Genomic DNA, 19,724 nt, shown 5'->3' with positions numbered 1-19,724 from the left:
GAGCGGTCGGCACGAGAAGGCTGGTTCACCAACCGCGGCGGTGCGGCTGCGAACCGATGAGCTCGCCGGGACGGGCGGCCTCCCGGCTGCGGTAGACGATGTAGGGCCGGAAGAGATACCCGATGGGCGCGCTGAAGGCGTGGACCAATCGGGTGAACGGCCACAGGCAGAACAACGTCAGCCCGATCATCACATGCACCTGGTAGTAGATCGGCGCGCCGGCCATCAGGTCCCCGCGCGGCTGCAACACCCAGATCGAGCGGAACCATACCGAGATGGTCTCCCGGTAGTTGTAGGCCTCGCCGGTGATCCCCGAACCCAGTGCGGTGGCACACAATCCGGCCACGATGGCAGCCACCAGGACCACGTACATCACCTTGTCGTTGACGGTGGTGGCCAGGAACACCGGGCCGGTGGTGCGGCGTCGGTAGATCAGCAGTCCGATGCCGATCAGAGTGGACAGCCCGGCGATGCTGCCGAGGACGACCGCCTGCAGGTGGTAGGCGTGCTCGCTGAGCCCGAGTGCATGCGTCCAGGACTCCGGGATCACCAGCCCGATGACATGGCCGACGATCACCACCAGGATGCCGAAATGGAACATCGGGCTGGCGATCCGCAACAGCCGCGACTCGTAGAGCTGCGAGGACCGGGTGGTCCAGCCGAACTTGTCGTAGCGGTAGCGCCACCAGGTGCCGACGGCGACGACGGCCAGTGTCACGTAGGGGATCACATCCCAGAAGACCGGACCCATCAGCCGACCCCTTCGGTTCGTCGCGGCGGCACCGTCAGCGTGAATGGCTGCAGGCCAACGGCTTCGGCGGGCGGACCGTCCTCGGCCAGCCGGCGGGCCCGCTGCACCTCCTGATCGGTAGGAGCCGGCAGCGTCGTACACACGGCACCAATGGCGTCGGCGTAGGGCGAGCCGCGTTCGACCAGCCCGCGGTGGAGCAGGTCGACGGGCACCCGGTGCTCGATGAGCAGTCGCCGCCCGGCTTCGGGATCCACCGTGGCAGCGAATTCGAGCACCACCGGGAGATGGTCGGGCGCTTCGTCTTTCGGCGGCAGTACGCCGCCGGCCCGGTAGGCGCTGACGAACGCGTGCATCTGTGCACCGCGATTGCGGGTATCGCCGGCAGTCCAGTACGTCAGGTACATGGTGGTGCGCCGGCTCAGGTCGAAGGTGGCCACGTACTGCTCGGCGGCGCTGCGATCGTCGACTTCACGCAGCGCGGCAAGGTTGCGCGCCAACGCCTCCCGGGCCGGACCGCTCATGTTGTCCAGCAGTTCGGCGGCCGTCGCCAACCGCGCACCCTGCCCGGCGTCGGGATAGCCGAGCAACAGTGAGGCCGCCTGCCACACCATGCGGTCCTGCAGAACGGTCGACCGGGTGCGGGTGCGGAGTCTCATCGATCGGCTCCGGTCGGGAACATTCCGGGCGGTGTTCCGCGGCCGTCCCAATTGAGCAGGTTCACCCGCGACGGCCGCGCCGCGTTGGCCGCCATCTCCTCACCGGTCTGCCGGTGCTGCAGCGCGTGGAAGGTCTCCACCGCCACCGGTATCGGCATTCCACTGGCCTCGCCGAACGGCCCGGATTCGTACATCCCCGGGCCGCCGTCGAAGGACAGCGAGCAACCGGGTTCCTCGACGGATCCGGCGCTGGGGGCATACGCGCTGGGGATCACATAGCGCTCTTCGTATTTCGCGATCGCCAGCAGCCGGTACATGTCGTAGATCTGTTCCTCGGTCATCCCGACCGCCGCCGGGATGTGCGGCTGGGTCTCCCGGCCCAGGTTCACATCACGCATATAGGAGCGCATGGCCGCCAGCCGGTGCAGCACGGCCTCCACCGCCTCGACATTGCCCGCGGTGAACAGGCCGGCCAGGTATTCGATCGGGATGCGCAGGGCGTCCAGTGCGCCGAACAGATTGCCCAGATCCTCGCCATCGTGTCCGTCCCGGCTGACCGCATCCACCACCGGGGACAGCGGTGGGATGTACCAGACCATCGGGACGGTGCGGAATTCCGGGTGCAGCGGCAGCGCCACGCGAAATTCGTTGATGAGCGCGTACACCGGTGACCGTTGCGCCGCCGCGATCCACTCATCCGAGATGCCCTCCGCACGCGCGCCCGCGATCACCTCCGGGTCGTTGGGGTCCAGCAGGATCTGACGCTGCGCCTCGTAGAGGTCGTGCTCGTCGGGCACCGAGGCCGCTTCCAGCACCCGGTCCACGTCATAGAGCACCAGACCGAGGTACCGCAACCGCCCCACGCAGGTCTCCGAACACACCGTCGGCAACCCGACCTCGATGCGCGGGTAACACAGCGTGCACTTCTCGGCCTTGCCCGTCTTGTGGTTGAAATAGACCTTCTTGTAAGGACATCCGGAGACGCACATCCGCCAGCCCCGGCAGCGGTCCTGATCGACGAGGACGATGCCGTCCTCGCTGCGCTTGTACATCGCACCGGACGGGCACGACGCCACGCACGCCGGGTTGAGGCAGTGTTCGCAGATCCGCGGCAGGTAGAACATGAACGTCTCTTCGAGTTCCAGCCGCACCTGCTCGCCGACCTTCTCGAGCACCGGGTCCTGCGGGACGATCTCCGGGGAGCCGCCCAGGTCGTCGTCCCAGTTGGCCGACCAGGAGACCTTCATGGGCTTGCCGCTGATCAGGCTGCGCGGCGGCGCCACCGGCATCTGTTCACCCAGCGGCGCCGACGTCAGGTTCTCGTAGTCGTAGGTCCACGGCTCGTAGTAGTCGTCGATGGACGGCAGCTTGGGATTGGAGAAGATCCGGGCCAGCTTGGCCAGCCGGCCGCCGTCGCGTAACTTCAACCGGCCCTTGCGATCCCGGATCCAGCCGCCCCGCCAGCGGTCCTGATCCTGGTAGGCCCGCGGGTAGCCGAGCCCGGGCCGGGTCTCGACGTTGTTGAACCACACGTACTCCGTGCCGGAGCGGTTGGTCCAGGCCTGTTTACAGGTCACCGAACAGGTGTGACACCCGATGCACTTGTCCAGGTTCATCACCATTGCCATCTGCGCCATCACCCGCATCAGTACTGAACCTCCTGCGAACGCCGACGGACCACCGTCACCTCATCGCGCTGATTGCCGGTGGGACCCAGGTAGTTGAAGGCGTAGGCGTGCTGGGCGTATCCGCCGGCCAGATGGCTGGGTTTGACCAACAACCGGGTCAGCGAATTGTGTATGCCGCCGCGACGGCCGGTCGTCTCGGTCAGCGGTACGTCGATGGTGCGTTCCTGGGCGTGGTAGACGTAGACCACCCCCTCGGGCATCCGGTGACTCACCACCGCCCGGCACACCACCACCCCGTTGCGATTGACCGCCTCCAGCCAATCGTTGTCGCGCACCGCGATTTTCGCGGCATCAGCGGGACTCATCCACATGGTGGGCCCGCCCCGTGACAGCGACAGCATGAACAGGTTGTCCTGATACTCCGAGTGGATCGACCACTTCGAGTGCGGCGTCAGATAGCGCACGGTGACACCCAGTTCATTGTCGCCCAGTGCGGGTTCGCCGAACAACCGCGCCATGTCCAGCGGTGGACGGTAGATGGGTAGCTGCTCGCCGAGCTCCTCGAGCCAGTCGTGATCGACGTAGAAGTGCATCCGCCCGGTCAACGTGTGGAAAGGCTTGAGCTCCTCGATATTCACCGTGAACGGCGCATACCGCCGACCACCGGTCTCGCTGCCGGACCACTCCGGGCTGGTGATCACCGGCACCGGCCGGGCCTGGGTGTCGGCGTAACTGATCCGCCGTTCCTCACTGCCCTCGGCGAGATGGACCAACTCGCGTCCGGTCCGCCGTTCCAGCTCACGGAATCCCTCCACCGCCAGCCGGCCGTTGGAGGTGCCCGACAGGGCGAGGATGACGTCGGCCATCCGCTCGGCGGTGGTGATCGCCGGACGCCCTTGGGCCACTCCGGAATTCAGCACGCCGAATTTCGCCGCGAGTTGCCCCACCTCGACGTCGGGATGGGTGGTGATGCCCTTGGTGGTCAGACCGAGCTTCTCGGTGAGCGGCCCCAGGGTGCCCCACTTGTCGGCGATGGCCCCGTAGTCGCGTTCCACCACCGCCAGCGGACCCATGGTCTTCCCGGGCACCGGCGTCTCTCCCTCGACCCGCCAATCATGCTCGGTCCCACCGGGGTACGACATCGCGCCCGGGGTGTCGTGCTGCAGGGTGCCGAGCACGACATCCGTGCGCGTGCCCAGGTGCCGGCCGGCGAGCCGACTGAACGCCACCGCGATGGCGCCGAAGGCATCGAAGTCCGACCGGGTCTCCCACGGCGGGTCGATGGCGGGGCTGAACGCGTGGATGTACGGATGCATGTCGGTGCTCGACAGGTCCGCCTTCTCGTACCAGGTGGCCGCGGGCAGCACCACGTCGGACAGCAGGGTGGTCGAGGTCATCCGGAAATCCACCGACATCAGCAGGTCGAGCTTGCCCTCCGGGATGTCGTCGGACCAAATGATGTCGTTGGGCCGCAACGCTTCCGGGGTGGGCGTTGCCTGCAGATTGGAGCTGGTGCCCAGCAGATGCCGCAGGAAGTATTCATTGCCCTTGCTGGACGAGCCCAGCAGGTTGGCCCGCCAGATGTTGAGCACGCGGGGCCAGTTGCGCGGGTTGTCCGGGTCGGTGACGGCGAGCTTCAGCGCACCCGAGCCCAGTTGCTCGGCCACATACTCGGGGATCTCGCGCCCCTGAGCTCGCGCCTCGTCGGCCAGATCCAGGCTGGAGCGATCGAACTGCGGGAAGAACGGACTCCACCCCATCGCCGTGGCGGAGGCCAGCACATCCATGGTGTGCCGATCGCGGAACCGGCCCCGGCCCACCGGACTCGCCAGCGCATCGGCCCGGTAGCCGTCGTAACGCCACTGATCGGTATGGGCGTACCAGTACGACGTGCCGGCCATCTGGCGCGGCGGGCGTGACCAGTCCGTCGCCATCGCCATGGTCGCCCACCCGGTCACCGGCCGGCACTTCTCCTGCCCGACGTAGTGGGCCCAGCCCCCGCCGTTGCGCCCCATCGAACCGGTCAGCAGCAGCAGCGCCAGCACGGCGCGGTAGGTGGCGTCCCCGTGGAACCACTGACAGATACCGGCGCCCATGATGATCACCGACCGTCCGCCGGATTCCTCTGCGCTGCGGGCGAATTCGCGGGCGATCCGGATGGCCTGGGCGGCCGAGACCCCGGTGATCGCCTCCTGCCAGGCAGGGGTGTACGGCGTCGAAGGATCGTCGTAGCCGGTGGGCCAGTCGCCGGGCAGACCGGCCCTGGCCACCCCATACTGCGCCAGCATCAGATCGAACACCGTGCACACCAGGTGCTCGCCGACCCGGCGGACCGGTACCCCGCGGCGCATGGTCTCGCCGTGTCCGTCCAGGGTGTCGAAGCGGGGCAGGGTCACCTCCGCGGTCTCGGCACCGTCCCGCGCCACGGTGAGCGTCGGGGTGATGTCGCCGAGATCGAGGTTCCACTTGCCCACCCCGTCATCGCCGTAGCGGAACCCGAGCGAACCATGCGGAACCACAACGGAATCCGTGCCGCCGTCCAGCAGTACCGGTTTGAAGGCGGCGTTCTCCTGCTCTGCGGCGACGCCGCCCAGATCGGCGGCGGTCAGGTTCTTCGCCGGCACCAGCGCACCGTCGCGCGCTTCCAGCTTCACCAGGAACGGGAGGTCGGTGTAGGTGCGGGCGTAGTCGACGAAGAACGGAACCCGCTTCTCGACAAAACATTCGGACAGGATCACGTGGCCCATCGCCATGGCCAGCGCGGCATCGGTGCCCGCAGCGCACGGCATCCACTCGTCCGCGAACTTGGTGTTGTCGGCGTAGTCCGGGCTGACCGTGACCACCTTGGTGCCGCGATACCGCACCTCGGCCATCCAGTGTGCGTCCGGGGTCCGGGTCACCGGGACGTTGGAGCCCCACATCAGCAGGTACGCGGCGTCCCACCAGTCGCCGGATTCGGGCACGTCGGTCTGATCGCCGAATACCTGGGGCGAGGCCACCGGCAGGTCGGCGTACCAGTCGTAGAACGACGTCATCACCCCGCCGATCAGTTCCACGAAGCGGGACCCGGCGGCATGCGAGACCATCGACATCGCCGGGATCGGCGAGAAACCGGCCACCCGGTCGGGGCCGTACTCCTTGATGGTGTGCACGTGGGCGGCGGCGATCATCTCGGTGGCCTCGGCCCAGCTGACCCGAACCAGACCACCTTTGCCGCGGGCCTGCTGATAGCGGCGCCGGCGCTGCGGGTCGGACTGGATCTCCGCCCACGCCGCCACCGGATCACCCAGGCGCGCAACGGCTTCCCGGTACATCTCTACCAGCACCCCGCGCGCGTAGGGATAGCGCACCCGGGTGGGCGAGTAGGTGTACCAGGAGAACGCCGCACCCCGGGGGCACCCGCGCGGCTCATACTCCGGACGGTCCGGGCCCACGGACGGGTAGTCGGTCTCCTGGGTCTCCCAGGTGATGATGCCGTCCTTGACGTACACCTTCCACGAACACGAGCCGGTGCAATTGACCCCGTGCGTCGACCGCACCACCTTGTCGTGGCTCCACCGGTCACGGTAGAAGGTGTCGCCCTCCCGGCCGCCCTGCCGCGTGACGGTCCGCAGATCGTCGGAAATCTCACCGGGCGTGAAGAACCGGCCGCTGCGTTCGAGCAGCTGCTCGACCGGACCGCCGATGCGAGGGGTCACGGGGTGACGTCCTTGGGCTCGGGCTCATGCGTGTGCAGGCGCACCGCGGTGAACACCAGCGCGATCAGCGCGGTGGCCACCAGCAGCGACAGGCCGACGGTGTAGTCCTGGCCCGCCGAGTCGTAGGTGGCGCCCATCACCAGCGGGGGGAAGTACCCGCCCAAACCGCCGGCGGCGGCCACGATCCCGGTGACCGAGCCGACCCGTTTCGCGGGTGCCCGGCGCGCCACCCAGGCGAACACGCCGCCGGTGCCAACGCCGAGGAATACGGCCAGCAGGGTGAAGGTGACCGCCGACCAGAGGTCCGCGGGTGGTTGCAGAATCGCGACGGCGGCCATCGTGGCGGTGCCCGCCAGCGAGGTCAGTACCACGATCTTGGGCGGTATCCGATCGGACAGCATCCCGCCGATCGGTCGCGCGATCACCGCGGCCAGGGCGAATGCGGCGGTTCGCGCACCGGCGTCCACCGCGGAGAAGCCGTAGATGGTCTTGATGTAGGTGGGCAGGTAATTGCTGAACGCCACGAAACCGCCGAAGACCACGGCGTAGAGGAACGACATCTCCCAGGTGACACGCAACTTCGCGGCGGCCAACAACTTCGGCACCACCGGGTCGGTGTTCGCGTGGAAGGCCGGCGAGTCGCGCAGCACCAGCAACGCGACCGCGGCCGTGGCGGCGAGGGCGACGGCGATGATGATGTGCGTCGTCATCAGCCCGAACCACCGGACGAACCGCGGCGTGAAGAAGGCCGACAGGGCGGTGCCCACCATGCCCGCGCCGAACACTCCCGTCGCGAAGCCGCGCCGGGCCGGCTCGTACCAATTGTTGGAGAACGGGATACCGACCGCGAAGATCGTGCCGGCCACTCCCAGGAAGAAGCCGAACAGGATCAGCAGCGGATAGGAGCCCATGGTACCGGCGATCCCCACCGCGAGGACGGGCACGATCGACGCGAGGGTGACGGCGATCAGCATCACCCGTCCGCCGAATCGGTCGGTCAGCGGCCCGCTGACCAATCGGCCCAAGGAGCCCACCAGGATCGGGGTGGCCACCAGGACCGAGGCCTGGGTGCTACTGAGCGACAATCGCTCGGCATAGGTGGTTGACATCGGCCCGATGAGGTTCCAGGCCCAGAAGTTGATCGTCGAAACCCAGGTCGCCAGAGCAAGGTTCAGACCCTGCCCGGCGTAGGTGGACGACGGGGCTGTTGTGGTCACCTGTTCAGCAAAGCACCCGAGGAGGACCGGACGGCGTACTTTGGCCGAAAACACACCGAACTGCGGGGAACGCCAATGCTCTGGCCCGCGACCGAGCCCCGGGTTACGGCTGCCCGAGCAGCATCAGCACCCGACCACGTGCCGTCGGATCCCCGAAATCGGCGAGGTCGAAGCCGTAGTAGGTGCGCTGATCGTCGGTAATGGCGTCAATCACCTTGCCCTGGGTGCGAATCCGGCCATCATGGACGTCCTCGAGCACGGCGCGGAAATCGGCGACGGCCATCGACTCGGCCAGCAGCACCGCCTGACCACCCCCGTCCAGGTCCAGCAGGACTCCCGCGCCGGCGTAGTTATTACCGCCCCGACCGGTGCCGCCGGGTGCCCAGTACACCGGGTCACCGACGATCGTGCCGACCACCCGGAAGTAGGACCCGCTGGGGGCGGCGGCGGTCAGCACCGGCAGCCGCGCGATCGCGCGGTGTTCGTCGAAGAACATGACCGCGATCGGGATGCCCGGGATCGCATAACACACGACCACCAACATCAGCACCGGCTTCCAGGCGATCTCCCACGCCACCCGGGGTGACACCGACGCCAGGTGGGCGCGCCCGAACCGGAAGACGTACCAGGCCAGCACCCGCGCCACCGCCATCAGCGCGATGATCACCAGCCCGGCGATGCCGGCGGCCCGGAAGTAGAACGTGCTGTCGCCCTGGTGGCGGGTGGCCAACACCATCGTCGCGGGGATGGGGGCGGTGAGCAGGAGCAGGAGCGCGTAGGACGGATGGCTGGTGAGGTAGTCGTAGCTGACCCGGGCACGGTTGTTGGCGACCATGACGTCGACGTCACCGATCGGGAGCCTGAACACCGGGGCCCAGGATCCCTCGACCACGCGTGGCCGCAGCAGTCCGCGTACGAAGAAGAACCCGGCCACCCCCGCCACCACCAGCGCACCCCAGAACACCCCGGGGATCCGGCCGCCGGTGCCGGGTACCCCGAATGCGCCCCGGATATCGATGACCTTGCCGATGAAGAACGCCAGCGGCATGACGAAAAGCAGCTCGCAGAGCCAGATTTGGATGAGTTGCGGTATCCGGCGCCCGACCCGATCGAACGCCAGCACGCCGGCCCAGAGGAACCGCAGGACGCCCATCAGGCGGTCGCCATTGCCGCGGTCAGATCCGGCAGCCAGGCGGTGTCGGCGGGCACCCAGGTCAGCCCGTCGAGGTCGTCGGCACCCACCCAGCGCAATTCCCGGTGGTCATGCGGATGGACGGTGCCGGCGACCAGGGCGACGCGGTAGGCCCGCAGGACCATCCCGGGGGCCAGGGTGACGTCGACCCCCAGACGTTCGCCGACGGCCACGTCGACGCCGAGTTCCTCGCGCAGTTCACGGACCAGCGCGTCGGCGTCGCTCTCCCCCGGTGCGGCCTTGCCGCCGGGTAATTCCCACCGGCCGGCCAGTTCCGGCGGGTGGCCGCGCTGAGCGACCAACAGCGCGCCGTCGACGATCAATGCGCCGGCGACGACGATCTGGTTCGTCATGGGCTGAGAGGGTATACGGTCGGGCATGGCCGTATTGAGCGATGAGCAGGTGGATGCCGCAGCGGCGACGCTGGACGGGTGGCAGCGTGCCGACGGTGCGCTGCGGCGCTCGGTGAAGTTCCCGACGTTCCTCGACGGCATCGATGCCGTGCGCCGGGTCGCCGAGCACGCCGAGGCCGCCGATCACCACGCGGATATCGATATCCGTTGGCGGACAATCACCTTCGCGCTGGTGACGCATTCCGAGGGCGGCATCACCGACAAGGACGTCGCTATGGCAGGAGATATCGACAGGATCGTCGGCCACCCGGGAACCTGAGCCGCACGGCGGCGACCCAGGCCAGCGTGAGCATGGTCGCCACGATGTAGACCAGGCCCGTCCACGCCAGGTACCAGGGCCGGCCGATCTGCCAGATGGTCGGCTGGGCGAAGCTGAGCAGCCACGGCACCCCGACGAGCGTCAACACCAGCCAGCCCCAGCCGAGCAGCCGCGCCTCGAACAGGTAGCGGTAGGGGCCGTGCAGCAGCCAGATCATCAAGGGCAGCAACCACACCCAGTGATGGGTCCAGGAGATCGGCGAGAGCAGGAGGCCGAAAAGCTGCACCACCAGCAGCAGGCCCAGCCGGTCCTGCCGGTCGGAATCGCTGGCGACTGCCCGCCAGGCCAGCCAGGCCAGCACCGCCGTGACCGCCAGGGCAGCCAGGACGGGTGCGCCGTAGCCGGCGTCGTGCCCGACGATCCGTGAGATCCCGCCCCGCCACGACTGATTGAACGATGTCCCGATGGGGCCCACCCGGCGCGCGTCACCGAGGAGTTCGGTGAAGTAGTAGGTGGCCTGGTCCCTGACCACCAGCCAGGACACTGCGACGGTCGCGGCGAACACGACGACGGAGAAGGCCGCCGCCGCCCAGCGCCGCACCCCCAGGAAGTACAGCCCGGCGACGGCCGGCGTCAGCTTGACCCCGGCCGCGAGCCCCACCAGCAACCCGGAGAGCCACCACCGATTGGTGTGCACCGCAAGCAGAATCAGCAACACCAGCACGACGTTGATCTGGCCGTAGTCGAACGTGCTGCGCAGCGGCTCGAGCCAGATGGCCACCGCCGTCCACAGCATCGCGGTGCGGATGCCGCCGATCACGCCCAGCAGCCGCTGACTGAGTCGCACCACGCCGTAGAGCGCCGCCATGATGCCCAGCTGCCAACCCAGGGCGACGACCCAGAACGGCAGGAACGTCAGTGGATAGAACGCCACCGCCGCGAACGGCGGATAGGTGAAGGGCAGCGGAAAGTCGGGGGTCTGGTCGGCGTAGACGTAGTCGTAGAGCGTGCCGGGCCGGTTGAGCGCATCGGCGCCGCCGAGGTAGACGTGCAGGTCGACGAAGTTCGCGCCGTTGGGCACCAGATAGGTCCAGGCCAGTCGCGCGACGACGCTGACGACCAGCACGGCCGGCGCCAGCTTGCTCATCGACCGACTGTAGCTCCACCCCGATCTGTTCAGCAGCCACGGCGAATGCCACTCGGCTTTTGGTCGCAGCCGCCGCGGCACAGATCGAGGGGCGGTTGGATCACCGTCTCCACTCGGGTCAGTAACGCTTCTATAAATGCCACACGTGTCACTTGAGTCCCACCAGTAACAAACTAACTTCGGGTGCATACCGCCCATCAAGTGATTGGAACGTCATGTCGCGAATCAAGACAGTGTTAACCGGCTCCGCCATTCTGGTGGGCTCATCAGCAGCTCTGCTGACGGGCGGGATTGCCAAGGCCGACCCGGCCCCGCTGCCCGTGCCGATGCCTGCCGTACCCGGCCTCAGCATGATCCAGGGCCTGATGGACCCGGGCAAGCTGCCGCAGGTGCTGCAGGCCGCGTCGTCGGTTCTCACCGGTGCGCCGGCCGCCCAGACCGCCGCAGTCCCGGCCGCGACGTCGCCGCTGGCCACCGCCACCCTCAACGGCATTCCGGGCATCACCTCCCCGGCCCTGCCCGCCGGCATGCCGGCCCTGCCCGCCGCGTCCGCGGGCATCGCGCCCACCGGGAACACCTTCCTGCCGGCCCAGCAGGTCGCCGCGCCCGCCGTTCCCGGCGCGTCGCAGTTGAGCCAGTTCCTCAACATCCCCGGTGATGTCGCCGCGGCGATGTCCGGGGCACCGGCCGTGCCGCAGACGGCACTCGCGCCCGCCGCGGCGGCCACGTCTCCCATCGGTGGCCTCGGGGCGCTCTTCCCGACCTCCGCGCTGCCCTGATCCCTCCACGACGACTGATTGGACGAACCGATGACACGCATCCGGTCCCTGCTGGTGACCACCACCGTCGCGATCGGCTCGGCATTCTCTTCGCTGGCCGTCTTGGCCGGCGGTGTCGCGGGAGCTGATCCCGCGGCACCGCTGCCCATGCCGATCGACGCCCTGCAGGCACCGGGGCTGTCGGCAATCCAGAGTCTGAGCCCGGCGATCCAGCAGGCCGCCTCGGATCCGTCGAATGCCGCCTCGATGTTGATGGCCGCTGCGCAGGCGTTCGCCGGAAACGCTGCGGCACCGGCGGATTCACGCAATCTGGCGTCTGCGGTCAGTCAGTTCGTCGCCGATCCGGTGGCCCACGTGGTGCCCGACGGCGTGGTCCCGGGCGCCGAGGCCCATCTGGCGCCCGGTGTCGACCCGGCCCATGCCGTCGGCCCGGCCCCCGACGCCGCTCCCCTGGCAGCACCGGCACCTGCCCCCGAGGGCGCCGCGCCGGTCGCACCTCAGGCCGCCTCTGTCCCGGCGCCCGCTCCCGAGGCCGTTCCCGCCCCGGCGCCGGCACCCGAGGTGCCCGTTGCCGCGCCGGCGGCGGTACCCGCACCGGGACCCATTCCCGACGCGCCGATCACGCAGGACTTCATGTACCCGTCGATCGGCAACGGCTGCCTGCCCGACGGCGGCGCGTCCATCGCCACGGCGATCTCGGTCGCCGGACCGGCCAAGATCCCGGCCCCGGGACCGGCGGCCGGGCAGACCGCCTACGTGTTCACCGCCGTCGGCACGTCGGCGCCGGCGGCCGAGCAGAAGCTCCCGCTGAACGTCACCTGGGTCAACCTGAGCACCGGCAAGTCGGGCACGTCGACGCTGAAGCCGCAGGCCGATATCAACGCCGCGGGTCCGACGACGCTGACCGCGATCGTCGACACGGGTTCGGGCAGCGTGATGTCGACGATCTTCGGCCAGGTCACCACCGTGGACAAGCAGTGCCAGTTCATGCCGACCATCGGGTCCACGGTGGTTCCGTAACCACGCACCGACGACAGAGCCACCCGGGTCTCGATGACCGGGTGGCTCTTTGGTTATCCCGCCCTCGAGCGGGTCAGCCCTTGGCGGCCTTCGCGGCCGCTTTCATCTGTTTCTTGTAACTGCGGACCTCGTCGAGCGATGCCTTGTCGCGCACATCGGCGACCGACATATGCGTGCCGGCCTTGCCATAGTCACCGGCGGCCTCGCGCCAGCCGGGTGCCTTCAGGCCGTACTGCTTGCCCAACAGCGCCAGGAAGATCCGGGCCTTCTGCTCACCGAACCCCGGCAGCCGCTTCAGCCGGATCAGGATCTCCCGGCCGTCCGGGTTGCCCTGTTGCCAGATGGCCGCCGCGTCGCCGTGGTAGTCGTCGACCAGGACGCGGGCCAGGTCCTGGAGGCGTTTTGCCATCGAACCCGGAAAGCGGTGCACCGCAGGGGTTTCCGCGCACAAGGCGGCGAACTTCTCGGTGTCGTAATCGGCGATGGTCTCCGCATCCAGTGTCCCCAGGCGATCCGCCAGCTTCTTGGGACCGGCGAAGGCGACCTCCATGGGGATCTGCTGATCGAGCAGCATGCCCATGAGCAGCGCCAGCGGGCTGGACGCCAGCAGGGCGTCGGCTTCGGGATCCTGGACGAGCTGCAACTTCGGCATGCGCCTCAGTGTAGGCGCGCCGAAACCGACGTAATGGCGGCCACGACTCGCAGTTTTGCGCCCGGACGTACGTTTCGGCGGTACTAACCTCAGCGACATGTCCGCGGAGTTCGGCGTCGTGCTGGTGGCGGTGCTGGCCGTGGCCGCGTTGATCGCGGCGGTCCTCGTCATCCGGACCCGCCGCGTCGTCGCCACGCCCGCCGAGCGCGCGGTGCACGCCACGCTGCACACCGCGGCCACCGCCGCGCGCGCTCTGCGCAAGGGCCTCGACGCCGAATCGGCTGCCGCCGCGGTGCCGCATCTGCGTGAGCTGACGGGCGCGGCCGGCGTCGCGCTGTACGACACCGACGCGACCCTGCTGGCACACGACGGCTCGATCTGGACCACCGCCCCGGCCACGCTGGCCGACGCCGGGCGTGCCGCGCAGACCGCGGCCACCGGCGGCCGGCGGGTGCTCACCGGCACCGCCCCGGCCCTGATCGCCCAGCCGCTGCTGCCCGACGACAGCGACGCGCTCGGCGTGCTGGTGGTGGCCAGCCCGACCCGGCCCGGCCCCGGACTGCTCGGCGCCATCGGTGAGGTGGCCCGCTACGCCACCGGCCAACTCGAACTCGCCGAACTCGGCGCCTCCCGCGCCCGGCTGGACCGCGCCGAGGTGCTGGCCCTGCGCGCCCAGATCAGCCCCCACTTCGTCTACAACGCGCTCAACACCATCGCCTCGTTCGTGCGGACCGACCCCGACCGGGCCCGTGACCTGATCCTCGATTTCGCCGACTTCACCCGGTACTCGTTCCGCGCCGCGGGCCAGTACACGCTGCTGGCCGACGAGCTCAAGAACATCGACCGGTACGTCACCCTCGAACGCGCCCGGTTCGGCCCCGCGCTCGACGTCAAACTCCAGGTGGCCCCCGAGGTGCTGGGCGTCGTGGTGCCGTTCCTGGCGCTGCAACCGTTGGTGGAGAACGCCGTTCGGCACGGGCTGGCCGGCCGGCGCAGCGGCAGCATCACCCTGATCGCGCGCGACGAGGGCGCGGACTGCGTGATCAGCGTCGAGGACGACGGCGTCGGGATGGATCCCGAGGTGCTGCGCTCGGCGCACGCGGATGCCCTGGACACCGACGGCTCCGACGATAGGGCCCACGTCGGTCTGACCAATGTCGACCATCGGCTGCGGGCGGCCTTCGGCAACGACTACGGTTTGATCGTCGAAACCGCCCCCGGCGCAGGGACGAAGGTTGTGATGCGAGTGCCGAAATTCCGGCCGGGTGTCCATGTCTGACAACGGATTGCTCGACGTACTCGCCGTCGACGACGAGGCCCCCGCGCTCGACGAGTTGATGTACCTGCTCACCGCGAACCCCGGGATCGGCACGGTCGTCGGGGTCAACGACGCCGCCGCCGCGCTGCGCGAACTCTCCGAACGCCGGATCGACGCGATCTTCCTCGACATCAACATGCCCGGGCTCTCGGGGCTCGAACTGGCCTCGGTGCTGGGCAACTTCGCCCGCCCGCCGGCCGTGGTGTTCGTGACCGCGCACGACGACAAGGCGGTGGCGGCCTTCGACGTCGGCGCGGTCGACTACCTGCTCAAACCGCTGCGCCGGGACCGGCTCGACGAGGCGGTCCGCCGGGTGGCGGCGGGCCGGCCCGAAGCGGCCGCCCAAGCCGGCGATGCCGACGCCGGAGAAGAGGTGATCCCCGTCGAGCTGGCCGGCGTCACCCAACTGGTGCGCCGCGACACCATCGGCTGGGTGGAGGCCGACGGGGACTACGCCCGGCTGCATTCGTCGTCCGGTTCGCACCTCGTGCGAATTCCACTGTCCACCTTGGAGACCCGGTGGCGGAGCCACGGCTTCCAGCGCATCCACCGGTCCTATCTGGTGGCCCTGGGAATGGTCACCGGGCTGCGCAACACCGACGCCGGCATCGTGGTTCGGGTGCACGAGAACGGCGCATCCCCGGCAATCGAACTGCCGGTGAGCCGGCGCCAGACCCGGGAACTGCGCGACCGCCTGGTCCGCGACCCGATGCGCAGCTACCGCGATGACCAGTAGTCCGCCGCCCCGCCAACGGGTGATCCTTGCGCACCGGCGCGGGGCCCGGATGGTCCGCACCCGCGTCGAGGTCCAGGAGCAGACCGCGGTCGGCGATGCACTGGTGCGGGGCCTGGTCCGCGCCCAACTGGGCCTGGCGCTGCGACTGGCGACCGTCGTCGGCGCTATTGTGCTCGCAATACCATTGCTGGGCAAGGCATTTCCCGTGATCGCGGCACTGACGGTGCTCGGCATCCGGGTCAACTGGCTGATCCTCGGTGTCGCACTCTACCCGCTGTTCTATCTCGTCGGCCGGATCTATGTGCGCCTGGCCGAACAGGGCGAGCGCGATTTCATGGGAATCGTCGACGAAGGTATCGAACGGGCCGACGACGGGACCCAGACATGACGCACCATGCGGCCACCACCGCTGCCGCCATCCTGCTGGCCGCCGTGGCCACCGTTCTCGTGGGTGCCTACGGCGGCCGGTTGTCCCGGACCACCTCCGACTTCCTGGTGGCCTCCCGCACCGTCGGCCCCCGCTGGAACGCCGCGGCCATCTCCGGTGAATATCTGTCGGCCGCTTCGTTTCTGGGCGTCGCCGGACTGGTGGCCAAGTACGGCGCCGACGCGCTCTGGTATCCGGTGGGCTTCACGGCCGGGTATCTGGGCCTACTGCTCTTCGTCGCCGCGCCGCTGCGTCGCTCCGGCGCCTACACCGTGCCGGACTTCGCCGAGTTCCGGCTCGGGTCGGCGCGGGCGCGCACCGTCGCCATGCTGGTGGTCGTCGTCATCTGCGTGCTGTACCTGGTGCCGCAGTACCAGGGCGCCGGCCTGACCCTGAAAATTCTTCTGGGAGTACCGGTCTGGGTCGGTCCGCTGGTGGTCGCCACTGTCGTGATCGTCAACGTGGTCGGTGGCGGCATGCGCTCCATCACGTTCGTCCAGGCATTCCAGTACTGGCTCAAACTCACCGCGATCGCGATGCCGGCGCTGGCCCTGGCGGTGCTGTTCGCCGGTGAACGCCCGGCCATCGGCGGGCCGCTGCCCCCGGCGATCACCCAGGACACCACCGTCGCGATCGAGGCCGATGTGCTGGTCCAGGTCACCCGGGCAGAAGGCATCACCGTCGACGGGCACGCGTTGCCCGGACCCGGCCGCTACCAACTGCACCGCGGCGCCACGATGACGCTGGCCGCCGGCGCCAGCACCCCGGTGGTCGCCGGCGCCCCCTCCACTGGGGACCAGTGGCTGTCCTCGGGCGACGGACTCGGCGGCAATCATCCTCTGTACGAAGTGCTTTCGCTGATCATCGCAACCTTCCTGGGCACCATGGGCCTGCCCCACGTGCTGGGCAGGTTCTACACCAATCCCGACGGCCGGGCGGCCCGGCGCACCGCGCTGGCGGTCATTGCGCTGCTGTCGATGTTCTACATGTTCCCGACACTGCTGGGCGTCTTCGCGCGACTCTACGTACCGCAGCTGCTCGTCACCGGGGCGGCCGACGCCGCCGTCCTGCTGCTGCCCGGCGCGGCGATCGGCGGCCCGGTCGGCGCCGGGCTGGCCGCGCTGGTGGCCGCCGGGGCCATCGCCGCCTTCCTGGCGACGTCGTCGGGCCTGCTGGTGAGCATCGCCGGCGCGTTGTCGACCGACGTGCTGCGTGGACGGGTACGCGACTTCCGGCTGGCCGCGATCGTCGGCGGCGTCATCCCGATCCCGCTGGCGCTGGCGGCGTCGTCGCTCGAGTTGTCCCGCAACGTCGGACTGGTGTTCGCGGTGGCCGCATCGACGCTCTGTCCACTGCTGGTACTCGGGATCTGGTGGCGCGGCCTGACTGCGGCGGGCGCGATCAGCGGACTGATCGTGGGGGCCGCACTCTCCGGAACCGCCGCGGCACTGGCGGTCACCGACGCGATCGACGACGACGCCTCCGGCGGCTGGGCCGCCAGCCTGGTCGGCTATCCCGCGGCCATCAGCGTTTCGGTGACCTTCCTCGTGATGGTGACGGTCAGCCGATTCACCCGCGGTTCGTCGGGCGCCGACCTCCCGCGCGTCTTCGCGCGGATGCACGTCCCGGAACGGTTGGGCATGGGCGTGGAGCGAGTCCCCACCGAGACGTGACCGTTCACGGGAGCACATCGACCGTTCGGCGCACGGGCTCCCCATTTCGCCGCCGCAGCGGCCGGAAATGTTCCGGATGTGAGCTGAGTCTCAATAGGGTGTGGGCACGTCCACCAACACATCCCGAGGTCAGGAGCATCCGCGGTGTCCACTACCGACAGTCCGCCGGCCCCCACCGGTGCGCAGTTTCTCGCCACCCAGGCCAGTCCGGAATTCCAGGAACTCCGAACCAGATTGCGCCGCTTCGTCTTTCCGATGACCGCCTTCTTCCTGCTGTGGTACGGGCTGTACGTATTGCTGGGCGCCTTCGCCCATGACTTCATGGCCGCCAAGGTGTTCGGCAACGTCAACGTCGGCCTGCTGATCGGGCTGGGCCAGTTCCTGAGCACCTTCGTGATCACCGGCCTGTACGTCCGGTTCGCCAATCGCGAGCTGGACCCGCGGGCGGCCGCCATCCGTGCGCAGCTCGAAGGGGACGTGCGGTGATCACCTATTCGGCCGCCGAGACCATCGGCAACCCCGTCGCCAACATGGCGATCTTCGGCGTGTTCGTCCTGGTCACTCTCTTCGTGGTGATTCGCGCCAGCAAGCGCAACGCCACGGCCGACGAGTTCTTCACCGGCGGCCGGGCGTTCTCCGGCCCGCAGAACGGCATCGCCATCGCCGGCGACTACCTGTCGGCCGCGAGCTTCCTCGGCATCGCCGGGGCCATCGCCGTCTATGGCTACGACGGCTTCCTGTACTCCATCGGCTTCCTGGTGGCCTGGCTGGTGGCCCTGCTGCTGGTGGCCGAATTGCTGCGCAACACAGGCAAATTCACCATGGCCGACGTCCTGAGCTTCCGCCTGAAGCAGAAGCCCGTCCGGCTGGCCGCGGCCATCTCCACCATGACGGTGTCCCTGTTCTACCTGCTGGCGCAGATGGCCGGCGCGGGCGGCCTGGTGGCGCTGTTGCTCGACGTCAAGAGCCGCAGCGGCCAGTCGATCGTGATCGCCGTGGTCGGCATCCTGATGATCGTCTACGTGCTGGTCGGCGGCATGAAGGGCACCACCTGGGTGCAGATCATCAAGGCCGTCCTGCTGATCACCGGGGCCGCCCTGATGACCGTGATGGTGCTCGCCAAATTCGGGCTCAACTTCTCCGACATCCTGGGCTCGGCGCAGTCGGCCATCTCCGGTTCGTCGAACGCGGCCGTCGCCAAGCGCGACGTGCTGGCGCCGGGCGCGCAGTACGGCGGGTCGCTGACGTCGAAGATCAACTTCATCTCGCTGGCCCTGGCACTGGTCCTGGGGACCGCGGGTCTGCCGCATGTGCTGATGCGCTTCTACACCGTGCCCACCGCGAAAGAGGCGCGGCGGTCGGTGGTTTGGGCGATCGGCCTGATCGGCGCCTTCTACCTGTTCACCCTGGTGCTCGGCTACGGTGCGGCGGCAATCGTCGGTCCGGACCGCATCCTGGCGGCCGCGGGCGGGCAGAACTCCGCAGCCCCGCTGCTGGCCTTCGAACTCGGCGGCGTCGTCCTGCTGGGCATCATCTCGGCGGTGGCGTTCGCGACCATCCTGGCGGTGGTGGCCGGCCTGACCATCACCGCGTCGGCGTCGTTCGCCCACGACGTCTACGCCTCGGTGGTGCACCACGGCAAGCGGGCGGTCAGCGAGGCCGAGCAGGTCAAGGTCTCCCGGATCACCGCGGTGGTGCTGGGCATTCTCGGGATCGGCCTGGGCATCCTGGCCAACGGGCAGAACATCGCCTTCCTGGTGGCGCTGGCGTTCGCGGTCGCGGCCGCGGCCAACCTGCCGACCATCATCTATTCGCTGTACTGGAAGCGGTTCAACACCCGCGGCGCCCTGTGGAGCATGTACGGCGGACTGATCTCGACGATCGCGCTCATCGTGTTCTCGCCGGCGGTGTCGGGCGCCAAGACGGCGATGATCCCGAGCATGGACTTCGCGTACTTCCCGTTGGCCAACCCGGGCATCGTGTCGATCCCGCTGGCGTTCCTGCTCGGCATCGTGGGCACGCTCAGCTCGCCGGACCGCGGCGACCCGGCCCGCAACGCCGAGATGGAGGTGCGCTCGCTGACCGGTGTCGGTGCCGAAAAGGCGATCGCGCACTGACCAATATCCCGCGAGCAGACGCATTGGCCCCTTCTTTCGAC

Annotated in this window: 17 protein-coding genes and 1 pseudogene; 9 read left to right on the top strand and 9 right to left on the bottom strand. The window is 68.8% G+C overall.

The genetic code is table 11. The annotated features are described in order from the left end of the window. Positions 1–25 precede the first annotated feature (25 nt). The 7 genes and pseudogenes from narI to U0R18_RS09215 form a co-directional block, all read right to left on the bottom strand. A pseudogene (gene narI, locus U0R18_RS09245) lies at positions 26–793 on the bottom strand (respiratory nitrate reductase subunit gamma); the annotation flags it as partial. Then, complete coding sequence (narJ, locus tag U0R18_RS09240) at positions 751–1,407, bottom strand: nitrate reductase molybdenum cofactor assembly chaperone (protein ID WP_526367886.1); 657 nt, start codon at positions 1,405–1,407, stop codon at positions 751–753. The gene narJ and the pseudogene narI, both read right to left, overlap by 43 nt. Continuing rightward, positions 1,404–3,053: a nitrate reductase subunit beta gene (gene narH / locus U0R18_RS09235; protein WP_526367885.1), complete on the bottom strand. Its 1,650-nt coding sequence runs from the start codon at positions 3,051–3,053 to the stop codon at positions 1,404–1,406. The genes narJ and narH overlap by 4 nt, the downstream gene beginning before the upstream one ends. Further along, complete coding sequence (locus U0R18_RS09230; RefSeq protein ID WP_526367884.1) at positions 3,053–6,733, bottom strand: nitrate reductase subunit alpha; 3,681 nt, start codon at positions 6,731–6,733, stop codon at positions 3,053–3,055. The genes narH and U0R18_RS09230 overlap by 1 nt, the downstream gene beginning before the upstream one ends. Next, positions 6,730–7,950 carry a nitrate/nitrite transporter gene (locus tag U0R18_RS09225; protein WP_526367883.1) on the bottom strand — a complete coding sequence of 407 codons (1,221 nt, stop codon included), beginning with the start codon at positions 7,948–7,950 and terminating at the stop codon, positions 6,730–6,732. The genes U0R18_RS09230 and U0R18_RS09225 overlap by 4 nt, the downstream gene beginning before the upstream one ends. A gap of 103 nt (positions 7,951–8,053) precedes the next feature. After that, the gene (locus U0R18_RS09220; RefSeq protein ID WP_526367882.1) at positions 8,054–9,103 is read right to left on the bottom strand and encodes a hypothetical protein; all 1,050 of its coding nucleotides are present in this window, start codon (positions 9,101–9,103) and stop codon (positions 8,054–8,056) included. Continuing rightward, positions 9,103–9,495: a (deoxy)nucleoside triphosphate pyrophosphohydrolase gene (locus U0R18_RS09215; protein WP_526367881.1), complete on the bottom strand. Its 393-nt coding sequence runs from the start codon at positions 9,493–9,495 to the stop codon at positions 9,103–9,105. The genes U0R18_RS09220 and U0R18_RS09215 overlap by 1 nt, the downstream gene beginning before the upstream one ends. A 25-nt stretch (positions 9,496–9,520) precedes the next feature. Between U0R18_RS09215 and U0R18_RS09210 the strand changes: the two genes are divergently transcribed. After that, a complete protein-coding gene (locus U0R18_RS09210; RefSeq protein ID WP_526367880.1) occupies positions 9,521–9,814 on the top strand; it encodes a 4a-hydroxytetrahydrobiopterin dehydratase in 294 nt (97 codons plus the stop codon). Here U0R18_RS09210 and U0R18_RS09205 read toward each other — a convergent pair. Continuing rightward, positions 9,768–10,961: a mannosyltransferase gene (locus U0R18_RS09205; RefSeq protein ID WP_526367879.1), complete on the bottom strand. Its 1,194-nt coding sequence runs from the start codon at positions 10,959–10,961 to the stop codon at positions 9,768–9,770. The genes U0R18_RS09210 and U0R18_RS09205 overlap by 47 nt on opposite strands. 233 nt (positions 10,962–11,194) lie before the next feature. Between U0R18_RS09205 and U0R18_RS09200 the strand changes: the two genes are divergently transcribed. After that, positions 11,195–11,740 (top strand): hypothetical protein, encoded by a 546-nt coding sequence (locus U0R18_RS09200; protein WP_526367878.1) that lies wholly within the window; start codon positions 11,195–11,197, stop codon positions 11,738–11,740. A 30-nt stretch (positions 11,741–11,770) separates the two neighbouring features. Further along, positions 11,771–12,760 (top strand): Rv1157c family protein, encoded by a 990-nt coding sequence (locus U0R18_RS09195; RefSeq protein WP_526367877.1) that lies wholly within the window; start codon positions 11,771–11,773, stop codon positions 12,758–12,760. A gap of 73 nt (positions 12,761–12,833) precedes the next feature. Here U0R18_RS09195 and U0R18_RS09190 read toward each other — a convergent pair whose 3' ends face one another. Continuing rightward, entirely contained in the window at positions 12,834–13,412 is a 579-nt protein-coding gene (locus U0R18_RS09190; protein WP_526367876.1) for an HhH-GPD-type base excision DNA repair protein, read from the bottom strand. A gap of 97 nt (positions 13,413–13,509) precedes the next feature. Between U0R18_RS09190 and U0R18_RS09185 the strand changes: the two genes are divergently transcribed. The 6 genes from U0R18_RS09185 (at position 13,510) to U0R18_RS09160 (ending at position 19,683) form a co-directional block, all read left to right on the top strand. After that, positions 13,510–14,691: a sensor histidine kinase gene (locus U0R18_RS09185; protein ID WP_526367875.1), complete on the top strand. Its 1,182-nt coding sequence runs from the start codon at positions 13,510–13,512 to the stop codon at positions 14,689–14,691. Continuing rightward, entirely contained in the window at positions 14,684–15,466 is a 783-nt protein-coding gene (locus U0R18_RS09180; protein WP_526367874.1) for a LytR/AlgR family response regulator transcription factor, read from the top strand. The genes U0R18_RS09185 and U0R18_RS09180 overlap by 8 nt, the downstream gene beginning before the upstream one ends. Continuing rightward, entirely contained in the window at positions 15,456–15,854 is a 399-nt protein-coding gene (locus U0R18_RS09175; protein ID WP_526367873.1) for a hypothetical protein, read from the top strand. Before U0R18_RS09180 ends, U0R18_RS09175 begins: the two co-directional genes overlap by 11 nt. Then, entirely contained in the window at positions 15,851–17,566 is a 1,716-nt protein-coding gene (locus U0R18_RS09170; RefSeq protein WP_526367872.1) for a sodium/solute symporter, read from the top strand. Before U0R18_RS09175 ends, U0R18_RS09170 begins: the two co-directional genes overlap by 4 nt. 144 nt (positions 17,567–17,710) lie before the next feature. After that, positions 17,711–18,052, top strand: a complete 342-nt coding sequence (locus tag U0R18_RS09165; protein WP_526367871.1) for a DUF485 domain-containing protein — start codon at positions 17,711–17,713, stop codon at positions 18,050–18,052. Continuing rightward, on the top strand, positions 18,052–19,683 hold the full coding sequence (locus U0R18_RS09160; protein WP_526368273.1) for a monocarboxylic acid transporter: 1,632 nt from the start codon (positions 18,052–18,054) through the stop codon (positions 19,681–19,683). Before U0R18_RS09165 ends, U0R18_RS09160 begins: the two co-directional genes overlap by 1 nt. The last annotated feature ends 41 nt before the right edge of the window (positions 19,684–19,724 follow it).

Source organism: Mycobacterium sp., assembly GCF_046330795.1.
Taxonomy (GTDB): Bacteria; Actinomycetota; Actinomycetes; order Mycobacteriales; family Mycobacteriaceae; genus Mycobacterium.
Note: the sequence above shows the minus strand (reverse complement) of the source record. Positions and strands in the feature narration are given on the sequence as shown.